This window comes from Porphyromonas sp. COT-108 OH1349 (genome assembly GCF_000768755.1).
GTDB lineage: Bacteria > Bacteroidota > Bacteroidia > Bacteroidales > Porphyromonadaceae > Porphyromonas_A > Porphyromonas_A canoris.
In genome coordinates, this window is sequence record NZ_JRAH01000031.1 from 247,270 (window position 1) to 268,380 (window position 21,111).

The 21,111-nt window shown below is 47.1% G+C and carries 18 protein-coding genes; 12 read left to right on the plus strand and 6 right to left on the minus strand.

Annotation, left to right across the window (positions count from 1 at the left end):
* Positions 1-7: 7 nt before the first annotated feature.
* The gene (locus tag JT26_RS10255; RefSeq protein ID WP_052110432.1) at positions 8-655 is read right to left on the minus strand and encodes a 4'-phosphopantetheinyl transferase superfamily protein; all 648 of its coding nucleotides are present in this window, start codon (positions 653-655) and stop codon (positions 8-10) included.
* The gene (gene gldE / locus JT26_RS07650; protein WP_036848393.1) at positions 645-1,964 is read right to left on the minus strand and encodes a gliding motility-associated protein GldE; all 1,320 of its coding nucleotides are present in this window, start codon (positions 1,962-1,964) and stop codon (positions 645-647) included. Before gldE ends, JT26_RS10255 begins: the two co-directional genes overlap by 11 nt.
* A 113-nt stretch (positions 1,965-2,077) precedes the next feature.
* On the opposite strand from gldE, the gene JT26_RS07655 reads away from it, so the two are divergent.
* The 3 genes from JT26_RS07655 (at position 2,078) to JT26_RS07665 (ending at position 6,054) form a co-directional block, all read left to right on the plus strand.
* Positions 2,078-2,626: a nuclear receptor-binding factor 2 gene (locus tag JT26_RS07655; protein ID WP_235300045.1), complete on the plus strand. Its 549-nt coding sequence runs from the start codon at positions 2,078-2,080 to the stop codon at positions 2,624-2,626.
* Between the two features lie 69 nt (positions 2,627-2,695).
* Positions 2,696-5,116, plus strand: coding sequence for a DUF3160 domain-containing protein (locus tag JT26_RS07660; protein ID WP_036848396.1), 2,421 nt, complete (start codon positions 2,696-2,698; stop codon positions 5,114-5,116).
* Positions 5,110-6,054 carry a CapA family protein gene (locus JT26_RS07665; protein WP_036848399.1) on the plus strand — a complete coding sequence of 315 codons (945 nt, stop codon included), beginning with the start codon at positions 5,110-5,112 and terminating at the stop codon, positions 6,052-6,054. The genes JT26_RS07660 and JT26_RS07665 overlap by 7 nt, the downstream gene beginning before the upstream one ends.
* A 501-nt stretch (positions 6,055-6,555) precedes the next feature.
* Here JT26_RS07665 and JT26_RS10910 read toward each other — a convergent pair.
* The gene (locus tag JT26_RS10910; RefSeq protein WP_036848401.1) at positions 6,556-6,897 is read right to left on the minus strand and encodes a hypothetical protein; all 342 of its coding nucleotides are present in this window, start codon (positions 6,895-6,897) and stop codon (positions 6,556-6,558) included.
* A 195-nt stretch (positions 6,898-7,092) separates the two neighbouring features.
* Here JT26_RS10910 and JT26_RS07675 point away from each other — a divergent pair, with 195 nt between their 5' ends.
* From JT26_RS07675 to JT26_RS07695, 5 genes are read left to right on the plus strand one after another with little or no spacing between them, the layout of a single operon-like run.
* Positions 7,093-8,058 carry an ion transporter gene (locus JT26_RS07675; RefSeq protein WP_235300048.1) on the plus strand — a complete coding sequence of 322 codons (966 nt, stop codon included), beginning with the start codon at positions 7,093-7,095 and terminating at the stop codon, positions 8,056-8,058.
* Positions 8,059-8,082: 24 nt separating this feature from the next.
* Positions 8,083-10,752, plus strand: a complete 2,670-nt coding sequence (locus tag JT26_RS07680) for a zinc-dependent metalloprotease (RefSeq protein ID WP_052110455.1) — start codon at positions 8,083-8,085, stop codon at positions 10,750-10,752.
* 7 nt (positions 10,753-10,759) lie between these two features.
* A complete protein-coding gene (locus tag JT26_RS07685; RefSeq protein ID WP_036848407.1) occupies positions 10,760-12,673 on the plus strand; it encodes an ABC-F family ATP-binding cassette domain-containing protein in 1,914 nt (637 codons plus the stop codon).
* On the plus strand, positions 12,634-13,200 hold the full coding sequence (locus tag JT26_RS10260; protein ID WP_081966414.1) for a GNAT family N-acetyltransferase: 567 nt from the start codon (positions 12,634-12,636) through the stop codon (positions 13,198-13,200). Before JT26_RS07685 ends, JT26_RS10260 begins: the two co-directional genes overlap by 40 nt.
* On the plus strand, positions 13,181-13,633 hold the full coding sequence (locus JT26_RS07695; RefSeq protein ID WP_052079477.1) for a single-stranded DNA-binding protein: 453 nt from the start codon (positions 13,181-13,183) through the stop codon (positions 13,631-13,633). The genes JT26_RS10260 and JT26_RS07695 overlap by 20 nt, the downstream gene beginning before the upstream one ends.
* 114 nt (positions 13,634-13,747) lie before the next feature.
* Here JT26_RS07695 and queF read toward each other — a convergent pair whose 3' ends face one another.
* The 3 genes from queF to JT26_RS07710 form a co-directional block, all read right to left on the minus strand.
* Entirely contained in the window at positions 13,748-14,203 is a 456-nt protein-coding gene (gene queF, locus JT26_RS07700; protein ID WP_036790902.1) for a preQ(1) synthase, read from the minus strand.
* 65 nt (positions 14,204-14,268) lie between these two features.
* Entirely contained in the window at positions 14,269-14,895 is a 627-nt protein-coding gene (gene queC / locus JT26_RS07705; RefSeq protein WP_036848413.1) for a 7-cyano-7-deazaguanine synthase QueC, read from the minus strand.
* A 2-nt stretch (positions 14,896-14,897) separates the two neighbouring features.
* Positions 14,898-15,578 carry a queuosine precursor transporter gene (locus JT26_RS07710; protein ID WP_036790894.1) on the minus strand — a complete coding sequence of 227 codons (681 nt, stop codon included), beginning with the start codon at positions 15,576-15,578 and terminating at the stop codon, positions 14,898-14,900.
* Between the two features lie 638 nt (positions 15,579-16,216).
* Between JT26_RS07710 and JT26_RS07715 the strand changes: the two genes are divergently transcribed.
* The 4 genes from JT26_RS07715 (at position 16,217) to JT26_RS07730 (ending at position 21,109) form a co-directional block, all read left to right on the plus strand.
* A complete protein-coding gene (locus tag JT26_RS07715; protein ID WP_036848418.1) occupies positions 16,217-17,137 on the plus strand; it encodes a bile acid:sodium symporter family protein in 921 nt (306 codons plus the stop codon).
* Entirely contained in the window at positions 17,134-17,586 is a 453-nt protein-coding gene (locus JT26_RS07720) for a DUF695 domain-containing protein (RefSeq protein WP_036848424.1), read from the plus strand. Before JT26_RS07715 ends, JT26_RS07720 begins: the two co-directional genes overlap by 4 nt.
* A complete protein-coding gene (rlmD, locus tag JT26_RS07725) occupies positions 17,579-19,009 on the plus strand; it encodes a 23S rRNA (uracil(1939)-C(5))-methyltransferase RlmD (RefSeq protein WP_036848429.1) in 1,431 nt (476 codons plus the stop codon). Before JT26_RS07720 ends, rlmD begins: the two co-directional genes overlap by 8 nt.
* A 75-nt stretch (positions 19,010-19,084) precedes the next feature.
* Positions 19,085-21,109: a transketolase gene (locus JT26_RS07730; RefSeq protein WP_152567010.1), complete on the plus strand. Its 2,025-nt coding sequence runs from the start codon at positions 19,085-19,087 to the stop codon at positions 21,107-21,109.
* Positions 21,110-21,111 lie beyond the last annotated feature (2 nt).

A 21,111-nucleotide genomic window follows, 5' to 3' on the forward strand; every position in this document is an offset into this window, starting at 1 on the left:
TATTAGTTTATACTGTGATTGAAGATATTGTCTCGAATGGTACTTGAACGATGCCGGGCGATGCACTCTCAGGCTTATCCGCCCATACCAATACTCCGTTATCCAAAGGTATCGCCGTTGCTTCCACAAGCAGAGGAGGCTCCTCCGCAGAGGTATATGCAAAGAAGAGCAGCCGCAATGGTGCTGCGGAAAGGACTCTCTGCAATATGATTCTGTTCTTGAACTCCGTCAGCCCTCTATGGCTCACATACTTATAGACAGCCTCTTTTGCCGACCACAAGATGCCGAAAGAGAGTTTCCCTTCCTCGATAAAAGCGTACTCCTGCTCATGGACAAACTTCTCCGCGAGCCGCTCTGCCCGTTCGGGATTATCTTCTATGTCTATCCCGCAAACCGACTCGGCAAACGAAACGGCAACGGCAACATGATGCAGGGAGTGCGACACGGAGATACGACACTCCGGCATCTCCGGAACAAAAGGACGCCCCGACTCCGCGTGAGCATAACGTTCCGTCAGTCCGGGAAAAGCATACCGTAGAATCTGCTGAGCGGTCCGATGTTTGAACGCTTGCCATTCAGGGCGTTCGCCCAAAGATTCATCCGGAATCTTTGTGATGAAAATGCGTCTCTCTTTCTCCTCCGGACTATTCCGCATCAGGGTCTTGGAAGAATTTTACTTTGGATATACGTCTCCGTCCCATCTCCAATATCATGAAGTTGTACGGCGGTACGGAGATTGTCTCTCCCTTTACCGGAAAATCTCCTTTAGCCTCCAAGATGAGACCGCCTAAGGTATCGACCTCTTCTCCCTGCTCCAATATATCGGGGTCTGTAATCTTTGTTACCTTGAGAAAATCGGTAAGAGAGATTTTGGCATCAAAGATGATCGAACCGTCATTCAGTATTTTGTAAGGCTTGCTTTCCTCATCATACTCATCGGAGATCTCACCCAAAACCTCCTCAAGAAGGTCTTCGAGCGTAACAAGACCGCATGTACCGCCAAACTCATCCACGACAATAGCCATGTGCATCCGCTGACGGCGAAACTCCTCCAAGAGATCGTCGATCTTCTTTGTCTCCGGTACAAAAAATGCTTCCCTTATGATCTTCTGCCATTCAAAGGTGGCAGGCTCGGAAAGATGAGGAAGAAGGTCTTTGATATAAAGGATGCCGCGCACGTTGTCAATGCGTTCTTCGTACACCGGGATGCGGGAATATCCGTTCTCTTTCACGAATGAAAGAACCTCGTCATAAGGTGTATTGTAAGGAAGACTTACCATATCCATGCGAGGTGTCATAACATGAGAGACGGTGGTACTGTAAAATTTTACAATCTCGGTCAGTAGTCCCTTCTCCTCTTCAGCATCTGTGGTGAGTTGGATAGCCTTGTTCAGCTCTTCGGGACTCAGCTCATACTTCTTGTACCCAATGCCTTTGCCCACAATGGATCCGAGATAAACAAGAAATTTACTCAGCGGATAGAAGATCTTCTTAAAGACAGCCATTACGGGAGCAGAAGACCTTGCAATCTGCAACGCACGCTGTTGGCAGTATATCTTGGGCAGGATCTCTCCGAACAGCAGAAGCAAAAAAGTAAGACCTATGACCTGGAACAGAAATCCCATCATAGGTGCTGCGGAGAAGTCGAAAACACTCTGAAAGATATAAGTAGTGAGCATCACGATAGCCACATTGACAAGATTATTGCCGATGAGGATAGTGCCCAAAAGATGTTCGGAGTCTCTCAGAAGGTGTTCCAGAGTATGATCATTGGTGTGTTTTTGCTCCTTTATCTCTTCCACTTCTTGAGGAGAGAGTGAGAAGAATGCCACTTCGGAGCCGGACATGAATGCCGAAAGAAAGAGTAGCAGAATACTTATAGCTATTGCAATGTATATGACCAAAGAGAGTGGCATTACCTCTATGGCCGAAAAAAGCGAGGATAAACTACCGTCAGGGTCCACGTAAACTTTTGTGATGTATTGGTTTGCTGCGCTAAGATACAAAAAAAGGGATAACCCGAATTGAAAGCAGTAAAATATCTATATTTGTATCGAAACACCACACAACACATACAATGGGCAGAACTATCCATACAATGTTGCCTCTCTTGATGCTTCTTCTCGTTGCTTCATGCGGTCGGCAGGCAGACAGAGTAAGTTGGAGAGAGGGACGGGGACGCTCACAGGTCTACTTGGAAAGGATCACAGACTCCAACTACAAGCTTCACATGGTAAACTGTAGAGGCAATCGCTCCTCGTGGAATCTCCCTTATCCGGTTTACAGATTCGATTACGGCGATATTTGGGGCGATTCCACTCCGGAGATAGTAGTGGGGGTGGAGAAAAGTACAAGATTCGACCCTGTTGTGCGTAAGCGTCTGTTCTTGTATCGCATTGCAGACAATCTTTATGTCCGTCCCCTTTGGCTCGGTTCCAAAATGGGTGGACCGCTGTACGATTTCCGTGTGGACAGGAGTTGTTCTCCTGCTCGTGTGCGAACGATAGAGCAGGAGCCTTCGGGCAATTATTTGGTTTCAGAATATCAGTGGAGGGGCTTCGGTCTCAAATTTGTTTCTTACATCGCGCGAGAGATAACGGAAGAGGAGGCAAAAAAGATCTTGTAAGAAAGAGTTTCTGCCCCATACCACCCAAACAACAAACGGCTTAAACATACATTTTCAAACTATAACCTCATGAAAAAATTAGCATCTGTCATCTGTCTGATACTTGTCATTGCCATCGGAGGATGTACTTCAAAAAAAGAAAATAGCGGAGAGACTCCGGCGGAAAAGAGTGTCCCATTTTTTGGGGATTCTATGCTGCCACGCTCATTAGACCTTAATCAAGAGATCGAAGCCTATACAATGGAGGAATTGTTGCTATTGCGAAACTATCCGTATGCTATTCACGGACTCTACTTCATGGATGCAAACATCAACGGATTCTTCTCCAACAACACGGACTGGTACACCAAACTGTACGAAGAGCTCTTTGAACAGTCCGAAGAGAACGGCACACACTTCCCGACAGAGTACAGCGACATCACGCTCTCACCCGAAGAAGCCGCTTTTGTAGCCAGAGTCGATAAGCGGATAGAGGAGCTTAAAAAAGAGCAATATATAGTCAAAGGCAATCTTCGTTTGGGCAATACCGAAATGATCGTAAACGATCGGCAGTTTTACGAAGTGGATTCCCTGTTCATGAAGAACCTCGATGCTTTTAACTTTACCATCGCTTACGGCACGCACGAACAGCTATTCCACCTGTACGAACAGAACGACTATGAGAACATCCCAAGCTTTATCACCACCGATCTTTTCCTGCAAACCTTCCACATGTACTTCTCTTATGTGCTGAAGTCTCTGGAAAAAGAGATCTTCATACCTGCCATAACAGAAATCTCCGAAAGCATGTACAGAAATGCCACACGCATTTCAAAGGAGACGGGAGAAGAGAAAATAAAAGCACTGGCAGAATACACCGCAGCGTTCTACGCTATTCCGTACTATCTTCTAACGGGAGAAAAACTGCCGGTAGCGGAAAAATATGAAAATGCCGTAGCAGAAGAGATCAAAAATATACTCAAAGAGAAAAGCTCCATGTCGGCTTTTCTTGCCACAGGTGCGGATTTCCCATTCGATTTATTCAAACCAAGGGGCAATTATACACGTTCGGAGCAGACCAAAGCCTATTTCCGTGCAATGATGTGGCTGCAAGTTGCCTACTTCTGCCTCGATGGCGATGAAGACTTTGAGAAAACACTCTTTCAAGCGATCCTTTTAAGAGGCAGCAAAACCAGAGAAGGCAAATCTATCGAAGCCCTCTATGACGGCATGTATAGCCAAACGGTATTCCTTGTAGGTGAGTCGGACAACCTCTCCGTCATGGATGTTGTCGGTATCATGCGTAAGAAAAACATCTCAAAAATGGGTGAAGCATTAAGTGCAGAGGGCATTGCCACAATCCGTAAAGAGATGAAATCTCTTGCATTACAGAAGAACAAGATTTCGCCGAAGATAGAACTTACTTGCCATGATAAGATCAACTTCATGCCTCAACGCTATCTCCCCGACAACGAGATCCTGCAAGAATTGGTGGATATAACCCCTGACAGCAAGAGAGCATTCCCTAAAGGCCTTGATGTTTTCGCTGCTAACGGCTTGACGCAAGCAGAGGATATTCTGAAAAACTTCTATAAAGAAGAGGAGATGTGGAGCGGTTACTCCGGCGAGTTGGATAGCCTTAAAGAGAAATTCCGCACCTACAAACCCGCAGAACCACCGCTATACAACAGATGGTTGGAATCGCTGTTTACAATGGTACGTATGGACAAAAATGTTCCGGACTTCATGAAGACCAAGGAGTGGGGATACAAGAATCTCAACACAGCATTGGCTTCATGGGCAGAGCTGAAGCACGATGCCATTCTCTATGGAGAGCAACCGGTTGCTGCCGAATGCGGTGGAGGCGGTCTTCCGGACCCTTACGTCAAAGGATATGTAGAGCCCAACCTTCCTTTCTGGGAGAAGATGAATGAGATCCTGGATGTAACGAAAGCGTTGCTTGAGAAGCACAACTGTCTTACCAAAGATTTAGAGTCGAAAACAGATCAGCTTCAAGGACACATCCTGTTCCTCATAGATGTAACCAAGAAAGAGCTTGCAGGAGAAAACCTGACAGAAAACGAGCACCTGATGATAGGGGTTTTGGGAAGCTACATAGAGGACTACACCCTGTCCATATTGGATCCGGGAACGTTCTTTAGTTCCTGGACCTATGTAAAAGGTCCCGATCGCTCCGTTGCGGTTGTGGCAGACATCTATACTCGCAATGTACTGGAATGTAACAAACAAGGTGTATTGCACGTGGGTACAGGCTATGTCAATCCTATCTATGTCGTAGTGGAGATAGACGGATTCCTTTATCTCACACGCGGTGCCACCTTCAGCTACTATGAGTTTGTGCGTCCGCTCAACGAGCGACTCACTGATGAAGAGTGGCAAAAACTACTTGAAGAGGAGAAAGCTCCGGGCATACCGGATTGGATGAAGCCTCTCGTGGTGGGCAAAGCTCCTAAATCTGACGACAGAGAACAGTACAGCTCCGGATGCTGACAAGAGCCATCCTGAACATAGTATGCCTGCTGCTCTCCGCCTCTATGGCAATAGCAGCCCAAACATCCGGAGAGGAGACTCTCTCCATACTCTTTACGGGCGATGTCCTGCTGGATAGAGGCGTAAGGAAAGAGATAGAAAGAAGAGGGATCGATGAGCTTTTCTCATCGGTCTCTCCTCTGTTTTATAAGGCGGATGCCACGGTGATCAATCTGGAATGCCCCTTAACCACTCTTCGCACACCGATAAACAAGCGGTTCATCTTCCGAGGAGAGCCGGAGTGGGCAAAGGCTCTGGCAAAAGCAGGTATCACGCACGCCGCGATGGCGAATAACCATACCAACGATCAGGGAATCGGAGGCATTCGAGACACTTACAGGCATCTCAAAGCATCGGGCATAGCTCCGCTCGGCTACGGATACACGGATGCCGAACGCTCCACCCCTGTTGTCATCGGTAAAGGAGAGGTAAAAGTGGCACTCTTCAATACGGTACTCATCCCGTTGGAAGGCTGGTTCCCTCTGCCCCAAAAGGCGGGAATATGCCAGCATAGTGCTCCCAAGCTCTCCGAAACGATACGGAAGTACAAACGCAGAAACCCGAAAACCTATGTCGCAGTAGTGGTACATTGGGGGACAGAGTACCGGACACGTCCCTCCGTAAAGCAGGTAAGGGATGCTCAAACCCTTTTACAAGCAGGAGCGGATATCATTGTGGGGCACCATCCGCACGTGCTCCAACCGATCCGCAGAAGCGGAGAGAAGTATATCTGTTACAGCTTGGGCAACTTCGTTTTTGACCAGAAAGGCGAGCAGGAATCGACCTCACTTATTGTGAGATTCGACTTTTCTCCCAACGGCATAGCCTGCCACTCCTATGGCGTGAAGATTATAGACTGCAAACCTACCCTTACAAGCTCTACCCCCTCTTCTCTCTAAACTTTTTCTTTCTCTCTTTTCAGCTCATATTTTTCTCTTGCCGGAGTGATTGGCGGACATCATTGGAGAAATTTTTAGGTAGTTTTTATACAAAGACGCAAGCCGTCCGGGAAGGCGATTTTTCCCCTCCGCTTTCTCCTCTTTTCAGGTCATCACGAAGCATAAAGTCCGTATTCTATTCATAACCAACAGAATATAAAAGAGCCCGATTCCCGAACTTTTTTCCTCTTGGACAGATTCATGGGCATAATTTTGGTTAATAAACAGCCATAAACGTATTAAATGAAATCGGTAAACGTGTTCATTGAAAAATTAAACACGTTAAGCCGAAAGAATATGCTCGTTTAGCGTTTTGGATGAACAAGTATCAAAATTAGTGTTAATGGAGTCGCCCCAATTTAACACAATTCCCGGCTCTGAAAACAGAGGCAGAAATCAAAATAGAGAAAGCCGTAAAACGAGAATTTCGCGCGGGATGAAATATATAAAAATTGCCTGTTGCTACTCCTTTTTCTTAGCCCCTTCCACCTCCATATAGAAGAGGTACATTCCGTCTAAAAGAGTAAAAAGAATCGCCATCATCTGGAGAGTGATCTGATCGGTAAGGAACATCGTAACGACAGAAAAGAGAAACAACAGATAGAAAAGCGGTATCTTGAACAGACTCTTGATTTTACACTTCCACACAGGCCATAGCATCGAAACAGCGACAATGAGGGAAAGATAGAGCAAAATCGTGATCGCAAACTGCGGCATACGCATCATAATGACAAGAAAAAAAGCTGCCGCAAGAAGGGCAAATACCACGATATATCTGTAAAGAGCTTTCTTGTGAAAATCCATAGGAGAATATTGTTCCCGTTTCGGGGCTGAAGATGATGGGCAAAAGCAACCGAAAAAGGAGATAAAACAACACTTTTTCAGGACTCTAAGTTAGTGATTATTTTTTCATCAATAGACTAAAAATATTTATCTTTGAACGATAAAAAGCCAATCCGCAATGCAGTTAAAAGCAATAAAGGATCGGCACCGGTGAGAATGAGAGAAATGTCCGACAATACCGCTCCCAATCCGGAGCCACAAAAGAGAGCACACACAGCAGGAGCCTGGTACAGCAAAGAGCGCTTGCACGAAGTCCTTTTCGGGACAAATACTCCGGCAGGCAAACGATTCGATAAGATCCTCCTCGTGATGGTGGCTCTCAGCGTTTTTGTAGTCTTTATAGACTCCAGCGTCGGCGTGGAGAGCCCATGGAAGCAGGTGTGCAACGTCCTGGAGTGGATCTTTACGCTCCTCTTTACCATAGAATATCTCCTCCGGCTCTACTGCTCCAAGAAAGTGATGCAGTACGCTTTCTCTTTCTACGGGATAGTGGATCTGCTCTCAACCCTTCCCACCTACCTTGCCATCGCATTCTCAGGAACGCACTACATGTTGGTGCTCAGAGTACTCCGTTTACTGCGTCTGTTCCGAGTGTTTCGTATGGGTGGTGCCATACAGCAAAGCCATCTGCTCTACGGAGCTATACGAAAGAGTACACCGAAGATAGCGGTATTCATGCTCTTTATTGTCGTTTTGGTATCCATCTTAGGCTCTCTCATGTATCTTGTGGAGGGGGATGTGAACCCGATGTTCAACGACATTCCACGATCCGTTTACTGGGCAGTGATCACCATAACCACGGTGGGCTATGGAGATATTACGCCCGTGACATGGGCGGGTCAGCTTATATCCATGGTGGTGATGCTGTTGGGGTATTCTATCATTGCAGTACCGACAGGTATCGTCAGCTCTGAACTCACAAGAGCCGAACGGCACAGAAGAGATCTCGAAAAGAAGACAAAGAAACAGTCCGACGGCACTACTGCCTCCGCGGCATCCATCTACTGCTATGCGTGCGGACATCCGTCCGAAGACCCCGAAGCAGTCTATTGCAGCCGCTGCGGCACTCTCATACTGAGACCGAATGCGGACGACGAACAGGATGAATCATATAATACTTAACAACCAATATTTACAAATTCGCTTATGAAGACAAACAAATGGCTTATAGCCATGACGGCAGCGATGGTGGTATCCGTTACGATACCGGGCGTACCTGCCGTTCTTGCTCAAGAAAAGGGGCAGGAAACCAAGACAGAAAAGAAGGAGAAGAAAAGCAGCTGCATCTCCAGAATCTTTATGTCTAAGAGAGCAAAGCAGAAAAAAGCCGCAGAAGAGGCAGCTAAGAATGCCAAGCCGGATCCGGAAGCTGAGAAGTTTAAGGCAGCGGTAAAGGATGCGAAAGAGAGCCAAGGGCTTTTCACCACTTATTTGGACGATAAAGGCATGCTTCATCTTGCTTTGCCGGAAGAGATCTTTACAAATAACGACAACTTCTTGCTCTCCAACAGAATCTCTAAAACGAGCAACCCGAATGAACATGTGGCAGGACAGATGGTTACAGATCCTTTCCTTGTTCGCTTCACAAAGGATAAGCAGTCCGTCTATATGCACGAGGTGAACACTTATATCTCGGTTGCAGCCAACGACCCTATCATTCCCTCTTTCAAGAAAAACTATTTGGATCCGATCATCCGCGTATTCCCGATAAAGGGTACAAAGGATGGTAAGGTACTCATAGACGCTACTCAAATCTTCGTTGGAGGCGAACGCTATCTCTCTCCGGTGGGTACACGTACGAAGATGCCTACCGCTCCGCTTCCCGGCGGATCGAGAATAACATCCGTGAAAAACTTCCCAAAGAACATCGAGGTAAAGAGTCTGATGTCTTACAGAACAGACCAAGCCTACACTCTTGAAACACACCGCTCGCTTGTTCTACTGCCAAGAGAACCGATGCAGTCTCGTTTGCAAGATAACAGAGTGGGTTACTTCAGCTCTTATCGCACTCGTTTCACAACGGATAAAGATAAGATAGAAAACTTCCAAATCATTCACCGCTGGAGAGTAGAGCCTAAAGACTCTGCCGCCATGGAGGCTTACAAGCGCGGAGAAGTGGTAGAAGTGAAGAAGCCTATCATATTCTACGTGGACACCGTATTCCCTAAGAAGTGGAGACAATCCATTCTTGATGGTGTGGAAGACTGGAACACGGCTTTTGAAGCTGCCGGATTTAAGAATGCCGTAGTAGCTAAGCTCTACCCGAATGCACAGGAAGATCCTGAGTTTGACCCGGACGACTTGCGCTACTCATGTATCAAGTATGCTGCGACAGAAGTACCAAATGCCATGGGACCAAGCTATGTAGACCCTCGCAGTGGTGAGATTCTGAATGCCGATGTGATATGGTATCACAACGTTATAAGCCTTCTACACGACTGGAGATTCGTTCAGACAGCCGCTGCAGACAAGCGAGTTCGCACAGATAAGTTCCCGGACGAAGTGATGGCAGAGTCTATGAGATACGTTGCTGCTCACGAAATAGGACACACATTGGGTCTTATGCACAACATGGGTGCATCTTACTCTTTTCCTATCGACTCTCTGAGAAGTCCGTCATTCACTCAAAAGTATGGTACTACTCCAAGTATCATGGACTATGCACGTAACAACTTCGTGGCACAACCGGGCGACTTAGAAAGAGGTGTGCGCCTTACTCCTCCGAATCTCGGTGTTTATGACATCCATGCAATCAATTACGGCTACCGTCTGATCCCCGGCACTAAAAATCCTGAAGATGAAAAGGCAACACTTCGCAAGTGGATAGAAGCCAAAGATCATGATCCGATGTATCGCTTCGGTGCACAACAGATCATCTCATTAGACCCGACAGACCAAATGGAAGACCTGTCCAACGATCACATCAAAGCCGGAGATCTTGCTATCAAGAACCTTAAGTTCATCATGGCAAACTACGAAAAGTGGTTGCAAAAAGATAAAGAGCGTACAGACGATCTACTGGATGTGCAAAATGCTATCGCCATGCAGTATTTCAGACATGTAGGTCATGTTATTCCTCATCTCGGTGGCATCATTTATACTGAAAACAGACAAGGCGACAGCCAAAATGCCGTAACGTATGAGCCGAAAGCGAAACAGAAACAAGCAATGAACTGGTTGGACAATCAGCTGCGCACTTACCGCTCATGGCTATTCCCTGAGGCACAATATCTGAAATACGGAACACGTCTTGCGCTGTACGATGTGATGCCCCGCGCTGTTATTGGTCAGATCTTTGCCGACTACCGTCTTGCTTTTGTGGCACACGGATACAAGGCAGATCCTAAGAACAACTACTCTTTGGATGCTTACGTAAACGATGCTGTCCGTATGTTGTTCCGCAAGAGCTACGAAGGTAAAAAGCTTCAAGACATAGACCGAGACATCGAAGACGCTGCTCTTAATTCTCTTCTCACCTCATCAGGACAGGTTACGGTTGTAGTAACTGCACAGAAAAGATTTGAAGAGTTGATGGAAGACGCCAAGCCTCAATGGCAATGCAGCCATGGCTGTACACACAACCACAAGCATAGCGATAACAATGCCGAGCAAGCAGGTAAGGGAGAGACTTCATTCTTCCGTATTCCGGTATTTGCAACTATCCCTGCAAATGTGAAGCAAGCTCTCATGTACGAAAAGGTGCGTGAAATACAAACGCTTTACAAGTCCAGACTTGCCACAGCCGCAGATAAGGACAGCAAGCGCCACTATGCTTACTGGGTGAATCGTCTGCACAATATCTTGGACAAGAAGTAAAACAAACATGCTATCTGTACAAAATTTAGCTGTTTACTTCGGAGCGGACACGCTCTTTTCGGGCGTCTCGTTTGTGATTAACGCAGGCGAGAAAGTAGCTCTTACCGGATTCAACGGAGCCGGGAAGACTACACTCATGAACATCATAGCCGGAAAGCGTTCTCCCTCTGAGGGTATAGTATCTCTTCCTTCGGGGAGTGTGTTGGGATATTTGTCCCAACACCTCCTTCCCGGAGAGGGGAAAACTGTTTGGGAAGAGACGGAAACCGTTTTCGGTGATATTCTTCGGAAGAAAGCGTATCTGGAATCACTGTCCGGACAGTTGATGAAAAGAGAGGATTTTTCTTCCGACTCATACATGGAGTTAGCCCAGAAAGTGTCTGATCTGACCGATGAAATTGCTATCCTCGACAGCGAAAACTACAAGGCACAGATAGAAAAAACGCTTTTCGGACTCGGATTTATCCGAGAAGATTTACACCGTCCCACCTCCGAGTTTAGCGGAGGATGGAGGATGCGGATAGAGTTGGCAAAGATTCTGTTGCGGAAACCCAATCTTCTTTTACTCGACGAGCCTACCAATCATCTGGATGTAGAGTCTATCGTTTGGCTGGAAAACTTTCTGAAACAATCCTCTTCCGCCTTGCTTTTAGTATCGCACGACAAAGCCTTTGTAGACAATATAACCACTCGAACATTAGAGCTTTCCAATAAAAAGATATACGATTACAAAGTACCTTACTCCCAATATCTCACTTTGCGAGAAGAACGCTACGAACAAGAGATGCGGGCTTACGAAAATCAGCAAAAGAGCATCCGTAAGACCGAAGAGTTCATAGAGAGATTCAGGAGCAAGGCTACGAAAGCCGTTCAAGTGCAAAGTCGCGTGAAGCAATTGGAGAAGATCGACCGGATAGAGGTCGATCGCATCGAACGCAGAAGCATACACTTCCGTTTTCCGATGCGCACTGTTTCCGGTACATATCCTCTGAAAGTGGAAGATTTAAGGGTCTCTTTCGGAGAGTTGGATGTACTAAAAGGAGCAAACTTAGAGATCAAACGCGGAGAGAAGATTGCCGTAGTCGGGAAGAATGGAGCAGGTAAGACAACGCTTCTTCGGGCAATACTCGGAGAGTTGCCCCATACGGGAGAGATCACATTGGGGCACAATGTCGAAATCTCCTACTTCTCCCAAAATGCCGCATCGCTCTTAGACCCCAAGCTTACCATCTACGACACCATAGACCGAATAGCCGTAGGGGACATTCGCCTCAGGATAAACGACATTCTTGGTGCTTTCATGTTTGGAGGAGAGACCTCCGAAAAGAGAGTGGAAGTACTTTCGGGAGGAGAAAAGAGCCGCTTGGCAATGATAAAGCTACTGCTCGAACCGGGCAATCTGCTTATTCTCGACGAGCCGACCAACCACTTGGATATCCACAACAAAGAGGTTCTGAAAGAAGCCATTCTGAACTATGAGGGCACGGTACTCATAGTCTCCCACGACCGTGATTTCCTTTCCGGTCTGGTAACAAAGGTCATAGAGGTCAAAGACGGCATTGCCATCACTCATCTCGGAGGCATAGACTACTATCTTCAGCTACTGCAAGAGCGCATGGAGACTCCGGTTGTCAAAAAGAGTGTACCTGCTGAAACCGGCGAGATTTCGACCAAAGGGAAAGAAGATTATCAGCGCCGGAAAGAGACACTGAAGAGAGTACGAAAGTTGGAAAAAGAGCTGGAACAGCTGGAGGAGCGTATCCAAAAGGAAGAAGAAGAGCTAAAATCCATGGAGGAGAAGTTCGCTCGCAACGAGACCTCACCGGCTCTTCTCGAGCAGTATTCCAAGCTGAGCGAAACGCATAAACGCACATTAGAACAATGGGAAGCCTTGAGCATGGAAATAGAAGAGTGCAGTTAGAAGACCTTTCTGCCGAAGAGATTTTTAAGCTGGTCAGGGCTTATGTAGAGCTTTTCCCGCGTGAAGAGCGGCGCACATTCCGTAGCTTGGCAGATCGGCAGCGTTATATCTCTGTTTATAAAGAGGGCGGAGAGATCATGGCAGTAGTGATGTCCTATCCTCTTTCCGGCTCTTTTTATATAGAATATCTCATGGTGATGCCCGACTATCAGGGGAAAGGATTGGGGACAAAGATACTCAACGACCTGATGAAAGAGTATGAGGACAAAGATATTGTACTGGAATGCGAACATCCGGAAGCGGGTCAGAACGCTGTCAGACGCATCAAGCTGTACCGCTCACTCGGCTTCGAGCCGGAAGATATTCCTTACTTTCAGCCACCATACCGCCCGGAAGAGTCGCCCACTCCGCTTCTGCTCATGAGAAAAAAGCGGACAGACTCCCCGATAGAGAGTGTTGTATCCGAGCTTTATGCCGTAGTCTATAATGTTTCAGACTTCACTTCTTATGGGAAAGACTTACAATAAAATCATTCTGATAGGTTACGTCGGATCGGATCCGGAGATCAAGTACTACGACTTCACCTCTCTGCGTGCCCACTTTTCGCTTGCAACCAACGAGAGAGGCTACATCAATAAGGAGAACGAAAAGGTAGATCCTCAGACCGATTGGCACTCCATCTCCGCCTTTGGGGCAAATGCCAAGTTCGTGGAGAGCTATGTCAAGACCGGACAGCTGCTGTTGGTAGAAGGGAAGTTGCGCTACAAAAGCACTCCGAACCATAAAGGAGAGATCTCCAAAACACCCATGATCGTTGCCTCTTCCATCGAAATTCTCGGAGACAAATCCGCTTCGTCCCAACCGGAAAAGGACAAAGAGCCGGAAGAAACACAGGAACCGATCCCTTGGGACAAGATGATAGAGACACTGGAAAGCGATGTAAACGATCTTCCATTCTGATTGTTTGAACCGCACTCATCGCCTAAATATCCCCACAAAATAAGAAACAGGGCTGAACTTCCATATTAGTTCAGCCCTGTTTCTTTGCATAAGTTATTAAAAATCACTCTGCGCTCACTCTCTTGTCATCAAACGTTGCTCCGCCATGCGCTCGTACTTCGTATCGGGACGACCATAGTTGGCATACGGATAGATGGATATTCCTCCGCGTGGAGTGAATATGCCCGTAACTTCAATGTACTTGGGATTCATCAGAGCAATAAGATCCTTCATGATGATATTCACACAATCTTCATGAAAAGCGCCATGATTGCGGAAGCTGAACATATACAGCTTCAAACTCTTACTCTCTACCATCTTCATGTCAGGTATGTAACTGATGCGGATCTCTGCATAGTCCGGCTGACCGGTAATAGGACAAAGACTTGTAAACTCCGGGCAGTTGAAGCGCACCCAATAGTCATTATCCGGATGCTTATTATCAAAAGCCTCAAGCACCTCCGGTGCATAGTCTTGCTTGTACTCCGTTGTGCGTCCCAGTAGAGAGAGTTGATCCTTTAGTTCTGTCATACGTTTTTTTATCTCTTTCTGTTGTTAAACTATCGGGGATTCCTGCTCGAGAGATACTTCTCCAGTCATTTGCGTCTGAGCGTACACGCCGGACAGGCACCGCAACCATCGCCCGGAATACCATTATAGCACGTCAAGGTCTTATGGCGTATAAGTTCCAAGACATTCAGTTCGTCCGCCAAAGCCCATGTTTCCGCTTTATCCAGCCACATCAGAGGAGCATGGAGGACAAACTCATCGTCCATGGCAAGATTGAGCGTAACGTTCAGGGATTTGATAAAGCTGTCTCTGCAGTCGGGATAGCCGCTGAAGTCGGTCTGAGAGACCCCGGTAACGATATGTCGGATACCCTGTTCTCGTGCATAAACGGCAGCAATGGAGAGGAAAAAGAGATTTCTTCCCGGAACAAAAGTGTTCGGCACACTGTTCTCCGGCTTCTCTTCATCCATCTTCATAGAGCTGTCCGTCAGAGAGTTTCTACCCAAAGAGCCTATAAAAGAGACATCTTTCACCTCAAGAGGGATGCCGGCTTCTGCGGCAATGGAGCGAGCCAACTCTATCTCCTTGACATGTTTCTGCCCGTAAATGAAGCTTATGGCTCGCACGTGAGCGAATGCTCTCTTTGCCCAGAAAAGGCACGTGGTAGAGTCTTGACCGCCACTGAAGACGACAAGAGCCGTATCCCGATACATTGTTACAGGTCTTTTATCTTCAAGACATTGTAAGAGATGTCGGTGTCATAGACATCGATCCCCTCGATTCTCTTGATCGCCTTGACGACACGAATGGTGATAGGCAGAATGATCACCTCATAGAGCGACTTGAGGAAGATCTGCAAAACCATGATTCCGATAATCTCACTCCATCCGATGATACCGCCAAAGGCTATCGGGAAGAAGATCAGAGAGTCGGCTGTCTCACCCACGAGTGTGGAAGCAACGGCACGAGCGGAGAAGTTTTTCCCCTTGGTTGCCACCTTCATCTTACTCATCACATACGCATTAAGGAATGAGCCGACCAGGAAAGCAGTCATACTCGCCACCAAAATACGTGGTGCCATACCGAAAACAAAGTTGAAGTGCTCCTCTCCCTCCCAGAACGAAGCCGCAGGCAAAGCCACAGCGATAAGACCAAGAATACAGACAAAAGCATTCATGGCAAAGCCGCTCCAGATGATGAGACGGGCTTTCTTGAAGCCCCACACCTCTGCGATACAGTCGTTGATAATATAAGATACGGGAAAGACCAGTAGTCCGGCAGTAACATCAAGCCCTGCAATGTGGATAATCTTAGTCTCAAGAAGATTAGCTGCAATAAGGCAAACATTGAACAATATGCCGAGCAGCATGAAAGGTACAGATACTTTTTCTTTCATTTTTCCTGTTTTTTACGTGGTGTTCTAGAATACACGGCCGCGGTTTGCGACAATAGTTTCGTAAAATTTGGGTGCAAAGGTAAATAAAAAATCTTTGAAACAAAAAATGCAATCCCCAAATCTTCTCTACTCTTAACCTTTAGTAATGAGACCATTACTCCCTCTCTTAAAAGCCTCTCCCCCCTTTCTCTCTTCTCTGATAGCGTTGTAGAGCTTCTCTAAACAGATTAAAAAATCCTGCTGAAAGCATATATTTTTCTCTCTTAACGGGATTAGTAATTCCAATCAAGTCTCGACTTCCGGAAATCAAACCTTGAATGCCTGAAGTCAAGTCTTGATTTTTGCAAATCAAGCCTCGATTTCATCGCGTGGTCAGCTTCGGAGGATTTTATAAATCCTTTAAGAATACTTTATGAAGCCGTTCGGAAGATTTAAGAGATGGCTTGGTATTGTGAAATATTCTCCTGCATTCATACAGCTCTCTGTGCTTCATCTTTTTAGTCGCTGCTTAATATCTTCTTTGAGGATCCGCTCACAGGCAAAGCAACAATTATTGATAAACCTTTTTCTCCTCTTCGTGGTATAGCCCTTATTGAGTACCTTTGCATTGCCAATCCTGAACAGGGATAAGCAAAGCGATGAAACAGACCGGCTGGATACAGACATTCAAAAACTATCAGCTCCTTTGGGCAATGCTCATAGGCGTGATACTCTATCCCGTTTTAAGCAATATGGGGTATCTGATGCCGTGGCTGCTATTTATCCTGCTTACTCTCAACTATACGAAGATCTCTCCCAAAAGCCTTGCGCCATCATGGGTGCATCTGCTCCTGCTGGTGCTTACGCTCATCTGCGGTACGGCAGCCTATCTTGCTCTGAACAAGGTAGACCATTTGCTGGCAATGGGGGCGCTTCTGATTTTTCTTACGCCTACGGCAACAGCTGCGGGTGTTATCACCAACTTTTTGGGAGGGAATATCTCTTTCGTTACCTGCTATCTCTTTTTGGGCAATATCCTTTGTGCGCTGGCTGTTCCGGTAATGGTCTTTGTGGGGGGATTCGATCGGGAGGCGAATGCAGTGGAGACCTTTTTCAGCGTGATCTCACAAGTGGCGTTGATGGTAATGGGTCCGCTCGCCATCGTATGGGTGTTGAGATACTTTTTTCCACGACTGCATTCCAAGGTAGAGCATGCAAGCAAATATTCCATACTGGTATGGTCTTTTTCGCTGGCTATAATTGCGGCTACCACCATCCGCTTCTTCTTCGAGCATCAAGAGATGAGCGGCTTCTTTATATCCTCTTCTCTTGCCGTGGCGTTGGTGATCTGCCTGTTCTGCTTTGCTGTCGGAAGATGGATAGGAAAGAGATATGTGGGAAATGCCGTCACGGTGGGGCAGAGCTTTGCACAGAAAAACACGGTATTGGCTATATGGATAGCAACCACGTACATACATCCGTTGGCATCGCTGATCCCGGCAGCATACGTCTTTTGGCAAAATATAGTGAACGCCATACAGCTGGCACAACACCGAAAAAGAGAACAGAATAAGATATGAAACTGAGTAAGAAATGGTTCTTCGCACTGGCAGAAGGAGAGAATGGCAGGACGGTTTTTGTGAACGGCCGTATAGGCATTGCAGAACATAGAGGAAGCGGGAAGTACCCTGTCAGAGTGGATATATTTTGGAAGTACGATGAAGATGCGGAAGGACTCCCCTCGGCAGAAGAGTCGAAGTCGATAGAAGCATGGGGAGATGCCGTTCGTCGTGCCATGGAGAAGAACAAACTTGCCATCTGCGTACTGAAAGCAACGGGAGACGGAGAGGCAAGCTGGTCGTATTACACAAGGAACATAGAGGCTTTTCAAAAGACTCTCAACGAAAGCACAACCGATTTCCCTACTTTTCCGATACGCTGTCATGCGGAACGAGATCCGGAATGGGAAGCCTACGATGAAGTGCTGACCTTGGAGAGCGAAGCCATAGATAAGAGAGAAGATGAGTAGAAAAAGACAAAAGGAAAGAAAGATACTGGAAGCCGTCCGTATAGAAGAGATGGCTGCCGAAGGGAAATCTTTGGCAAGACTGGAGAATGGAAAGGTGTTGTTTGTACCTTTCACGGCTCCGGGTGATCTGGTCGATGTACAGCTCGGAAGGAGCAGAAGCTCTTTTGCTGAAGGGCGTGTGGTGAAAATGTTAGAGCCGTCTCCGCATCGTGTCGAACCTCGTTGCCGTCATTTCGGAACATGTGGAGGATGCAAGTGGCAACACGTTCCTTATACCATGCAACTGGCGATGAAAGAGCGTCAGGTATATGATCAACTCGAACGGATAGGCAAGATAGAGCTTAAGGACAGACGCTCTATTCTCGGCTCCAAAGAGATATTCGAGTATCGGAACAAGATGGAATACACTTTCTCCAATAAGCGTTGGGTTACAGCGGAAGAAATGCAGGAGATCGGCGATGGAGATGTTGGTTGCCGGGCGGGATTAGGGTTTCACATTCCCGGTATGTTCGATAAGGTGCTCAACATAGAGGAGTGCCACCTGCAGATAGACCTGTCCAACCGGATCCGTCTATTCGTCAGAGATTTTTGTCTGGCTCGTCCGGGTCAGTACCCGTTCTTCGATCTTAAAGAGCAGGTCGGATATATGCGCAATCTGGTTATCCGCACCTCTTCGACGGGAGAAGTGATGGTGCTGGTCATCTTTCACGAAGAAGACGAAGAGAAGAGCAGGACACTTCTCGATGCCATACTGGAACGGTTTGGAAACGAAATCACTACACTGCTCTACATAGTCAATCCGAAAAGAAACGACACCTACAATGACCTTGACGTGGTAACCTACTACGGTCCCGGATTTATCATGGAAGCCATGGAGGAGTTGCGCTTTAAGGTTGGACCGAAATCGTTTTATCAGACCAACTCCAAGCAGGCTTACGAGCTCTACTCACAAGTAAGAGAGATGGCAGGCATACAGCCTCACGAAGTGGTTTATGACCTGTACACCGGTACCGGGACTATCGCTTGCTTCCTCTCCAAATCCGCTTCAAAAATAGTGGGGATAGAGTATGTCGAAGACGCTGTAATAGATGCAAGGCACAATGCGGAAGATAATCAGCTTGACAACTTGACCTTCTTCGCCGGAGACATGAAAGATGTTCTCAATGATGAGTTTATACGGACACATGGCAAGCCGGATGTGATCATTACGGATCCTCCACGTGCCGGGATGCATCAGGATGTCGTCGAAACCATTCTTCGTGCAGCTCCGGAACGCATCGTGTACGTAAGCTGCAATCCTGCCACACAGGCAAGAGATCTTGCAATAATGGACTCTCATTACAGCGTGGAGCGTGTACAGCCGGTAGATATGTTCCCTCACACCCATCACGTGGAGAATATCGTTTTATTGCACAGACGATAATCGAATTGAAATTATCCCCTCTTATTTGTATTTTTGTATCAGTATTAAATATAACACGCATACCTTATATTGCTTATGGAAATGAAAACCTCATCTGCAATGGCAGCAGATAACATTCGTGTCTTAGCTCTTTCCATGGTAGAGAAAGCTAAATCGGGACACCCCGGTGGGGCTATGGGCGGAGCAGACTTTGCTCATATTCTCTTCTCTGAGTTTATGGTTTATAACCCTAATGAGCCTCAATGGATCGCTCGTGACCGCTTCTTCCTCGACCCGGGACACATGTCTCCGATGCTCTATGCCACTCTTGCCCTTACCGGAAAGTATAGCATGGAAGAGCTACAACAGTTTCGCCAATGGGGAAGTGTTACTCCCGGACACCCGGAACTCGATGTGGCTCGCGGAGTAGAGAATACTTCCGGCCCTCTTGGGCAGGGTCATGCTTATGCAGTAGGGGCAGCCATCGCAGCCAAATATATGAAGGCTCATTTCGGAGAGGTTATGCGTCAGAGGATCTATGCTTTCATCTCCGATGGAGGCGTGCAAGAGGAGATCTCTCAAGGTGCCGGTCGCATGGCAGGACACTTCGGTTTGGACAACCTCATCATGTTCTATGATGCAAATAATGTACAGCTCTCCACAACGGTAGAGGAGGTTACATCTGAAGATGTTGCAGCCAAATACAAAGCATGGGGATGGCACGTGATAGACATTAACGGCAATGACCATAACCAGATCCGTGCTGCTCTCCGTGAAGCTAATGCGACAACGGGAAAGCCTACGCTTATCATCGGTCGCACCATCATGGGCAAAGGAGCAGTGGGACCGGAAGGAGTCTCTTTTGAAAACAAGGTATCCACCCACGGACAGCCTCTAAGTGCTGCAGGTGCAGATGTCCCGGCAACAATCACAAGCTTAGGCGGAGACCCGGAAAATCCGTTCAGAATATTCCCCGAAGTGGAAGCTCTCTATGCTAAGCGCAAAGAGGAGCTCATCGCTCTCTCCGAAGATTGGAAAAAATCTTTTGCAACGTGGGAACAAGCAGAGCCGGAGCTTGCAAAGAAGCTGTCTCAATGGTGTTCCGGCAAGGCTCCCGAAGTGAACTGGGAAGAGATAGAACAAAAACCGGATCAAGCAACAAGAGCTGCATCTGCTACCGTATTGAGCTATCTTGCTCAGCATGTGGAAAACATGATGGTAACAAGTGCAGACCTTTCCAACTCTGACAAGACAGACGGATTCTTAAAGAAAAGCACGACATTCTCTCGTGACAATTATAAAGGAGCATTCATCCAAAGTGGTGTGGCAGAACTCACCATGGCGTGTATCTGTAACGGTATTGCACTGCACGGAGGTCTTATTGCCGCATGCGGTACATTCTTTGTCTTCTCGGACTATATGAAACCGGCTGTACGTCTGGCTGCTCTGATGGAGCTTCCTGTCAAGTACGTATGGACACACGATGCGTTCCGTGTGGGAGAAGATGGACCGACTCACGAACCGGTAGAGCAAGAAGCTCAGATACGTTTGTTGGAAAAGTTGAAGAATCATTCGGGTCAGAATGCCCTGCTTGCTCTTCGTCCTGCAGATGTACACGAGACAACGGTGGCATGGGAGCTGGCAATGAACAACACCAAAACACCGACGGCTTTAATCCTTTCCCGTCAAAATATAAAGAATCTGCCTGATAGCGACTACGCTAAAGCCCGTAGAACAGCATTGGGAGCTTATACGCTTATAGGGCATCAAAGTCCGGACATCATCCTGCTTGCTTCCGGCTCGGAAGTATCTACTCTTGTGGAAGGAGCAGAGCTTCTTGAAGCAGAAGGGATACATGCCAATGTGGTATCCGTTCCATCGGAAGGGGTGTTCATGAATCAGAGCGACTCTTACAGACAGGAAGTTCTTCCTCCGAATGTACCTCGCTTCGGTCTTACCGCAGGTCTGCCCGTTACATTGGAGGGTCTGGTCGGAGCCCACGGAACGGTATGGGGACTGAACTCTTTCGGTTTCTCTGCGCCATATAAGGTGTTGGACGAAAAGCTTGGCTTTACAGCGCAAAATGTTTATACACAAGTAAAGAACCTGCTTGGTAAATAAAG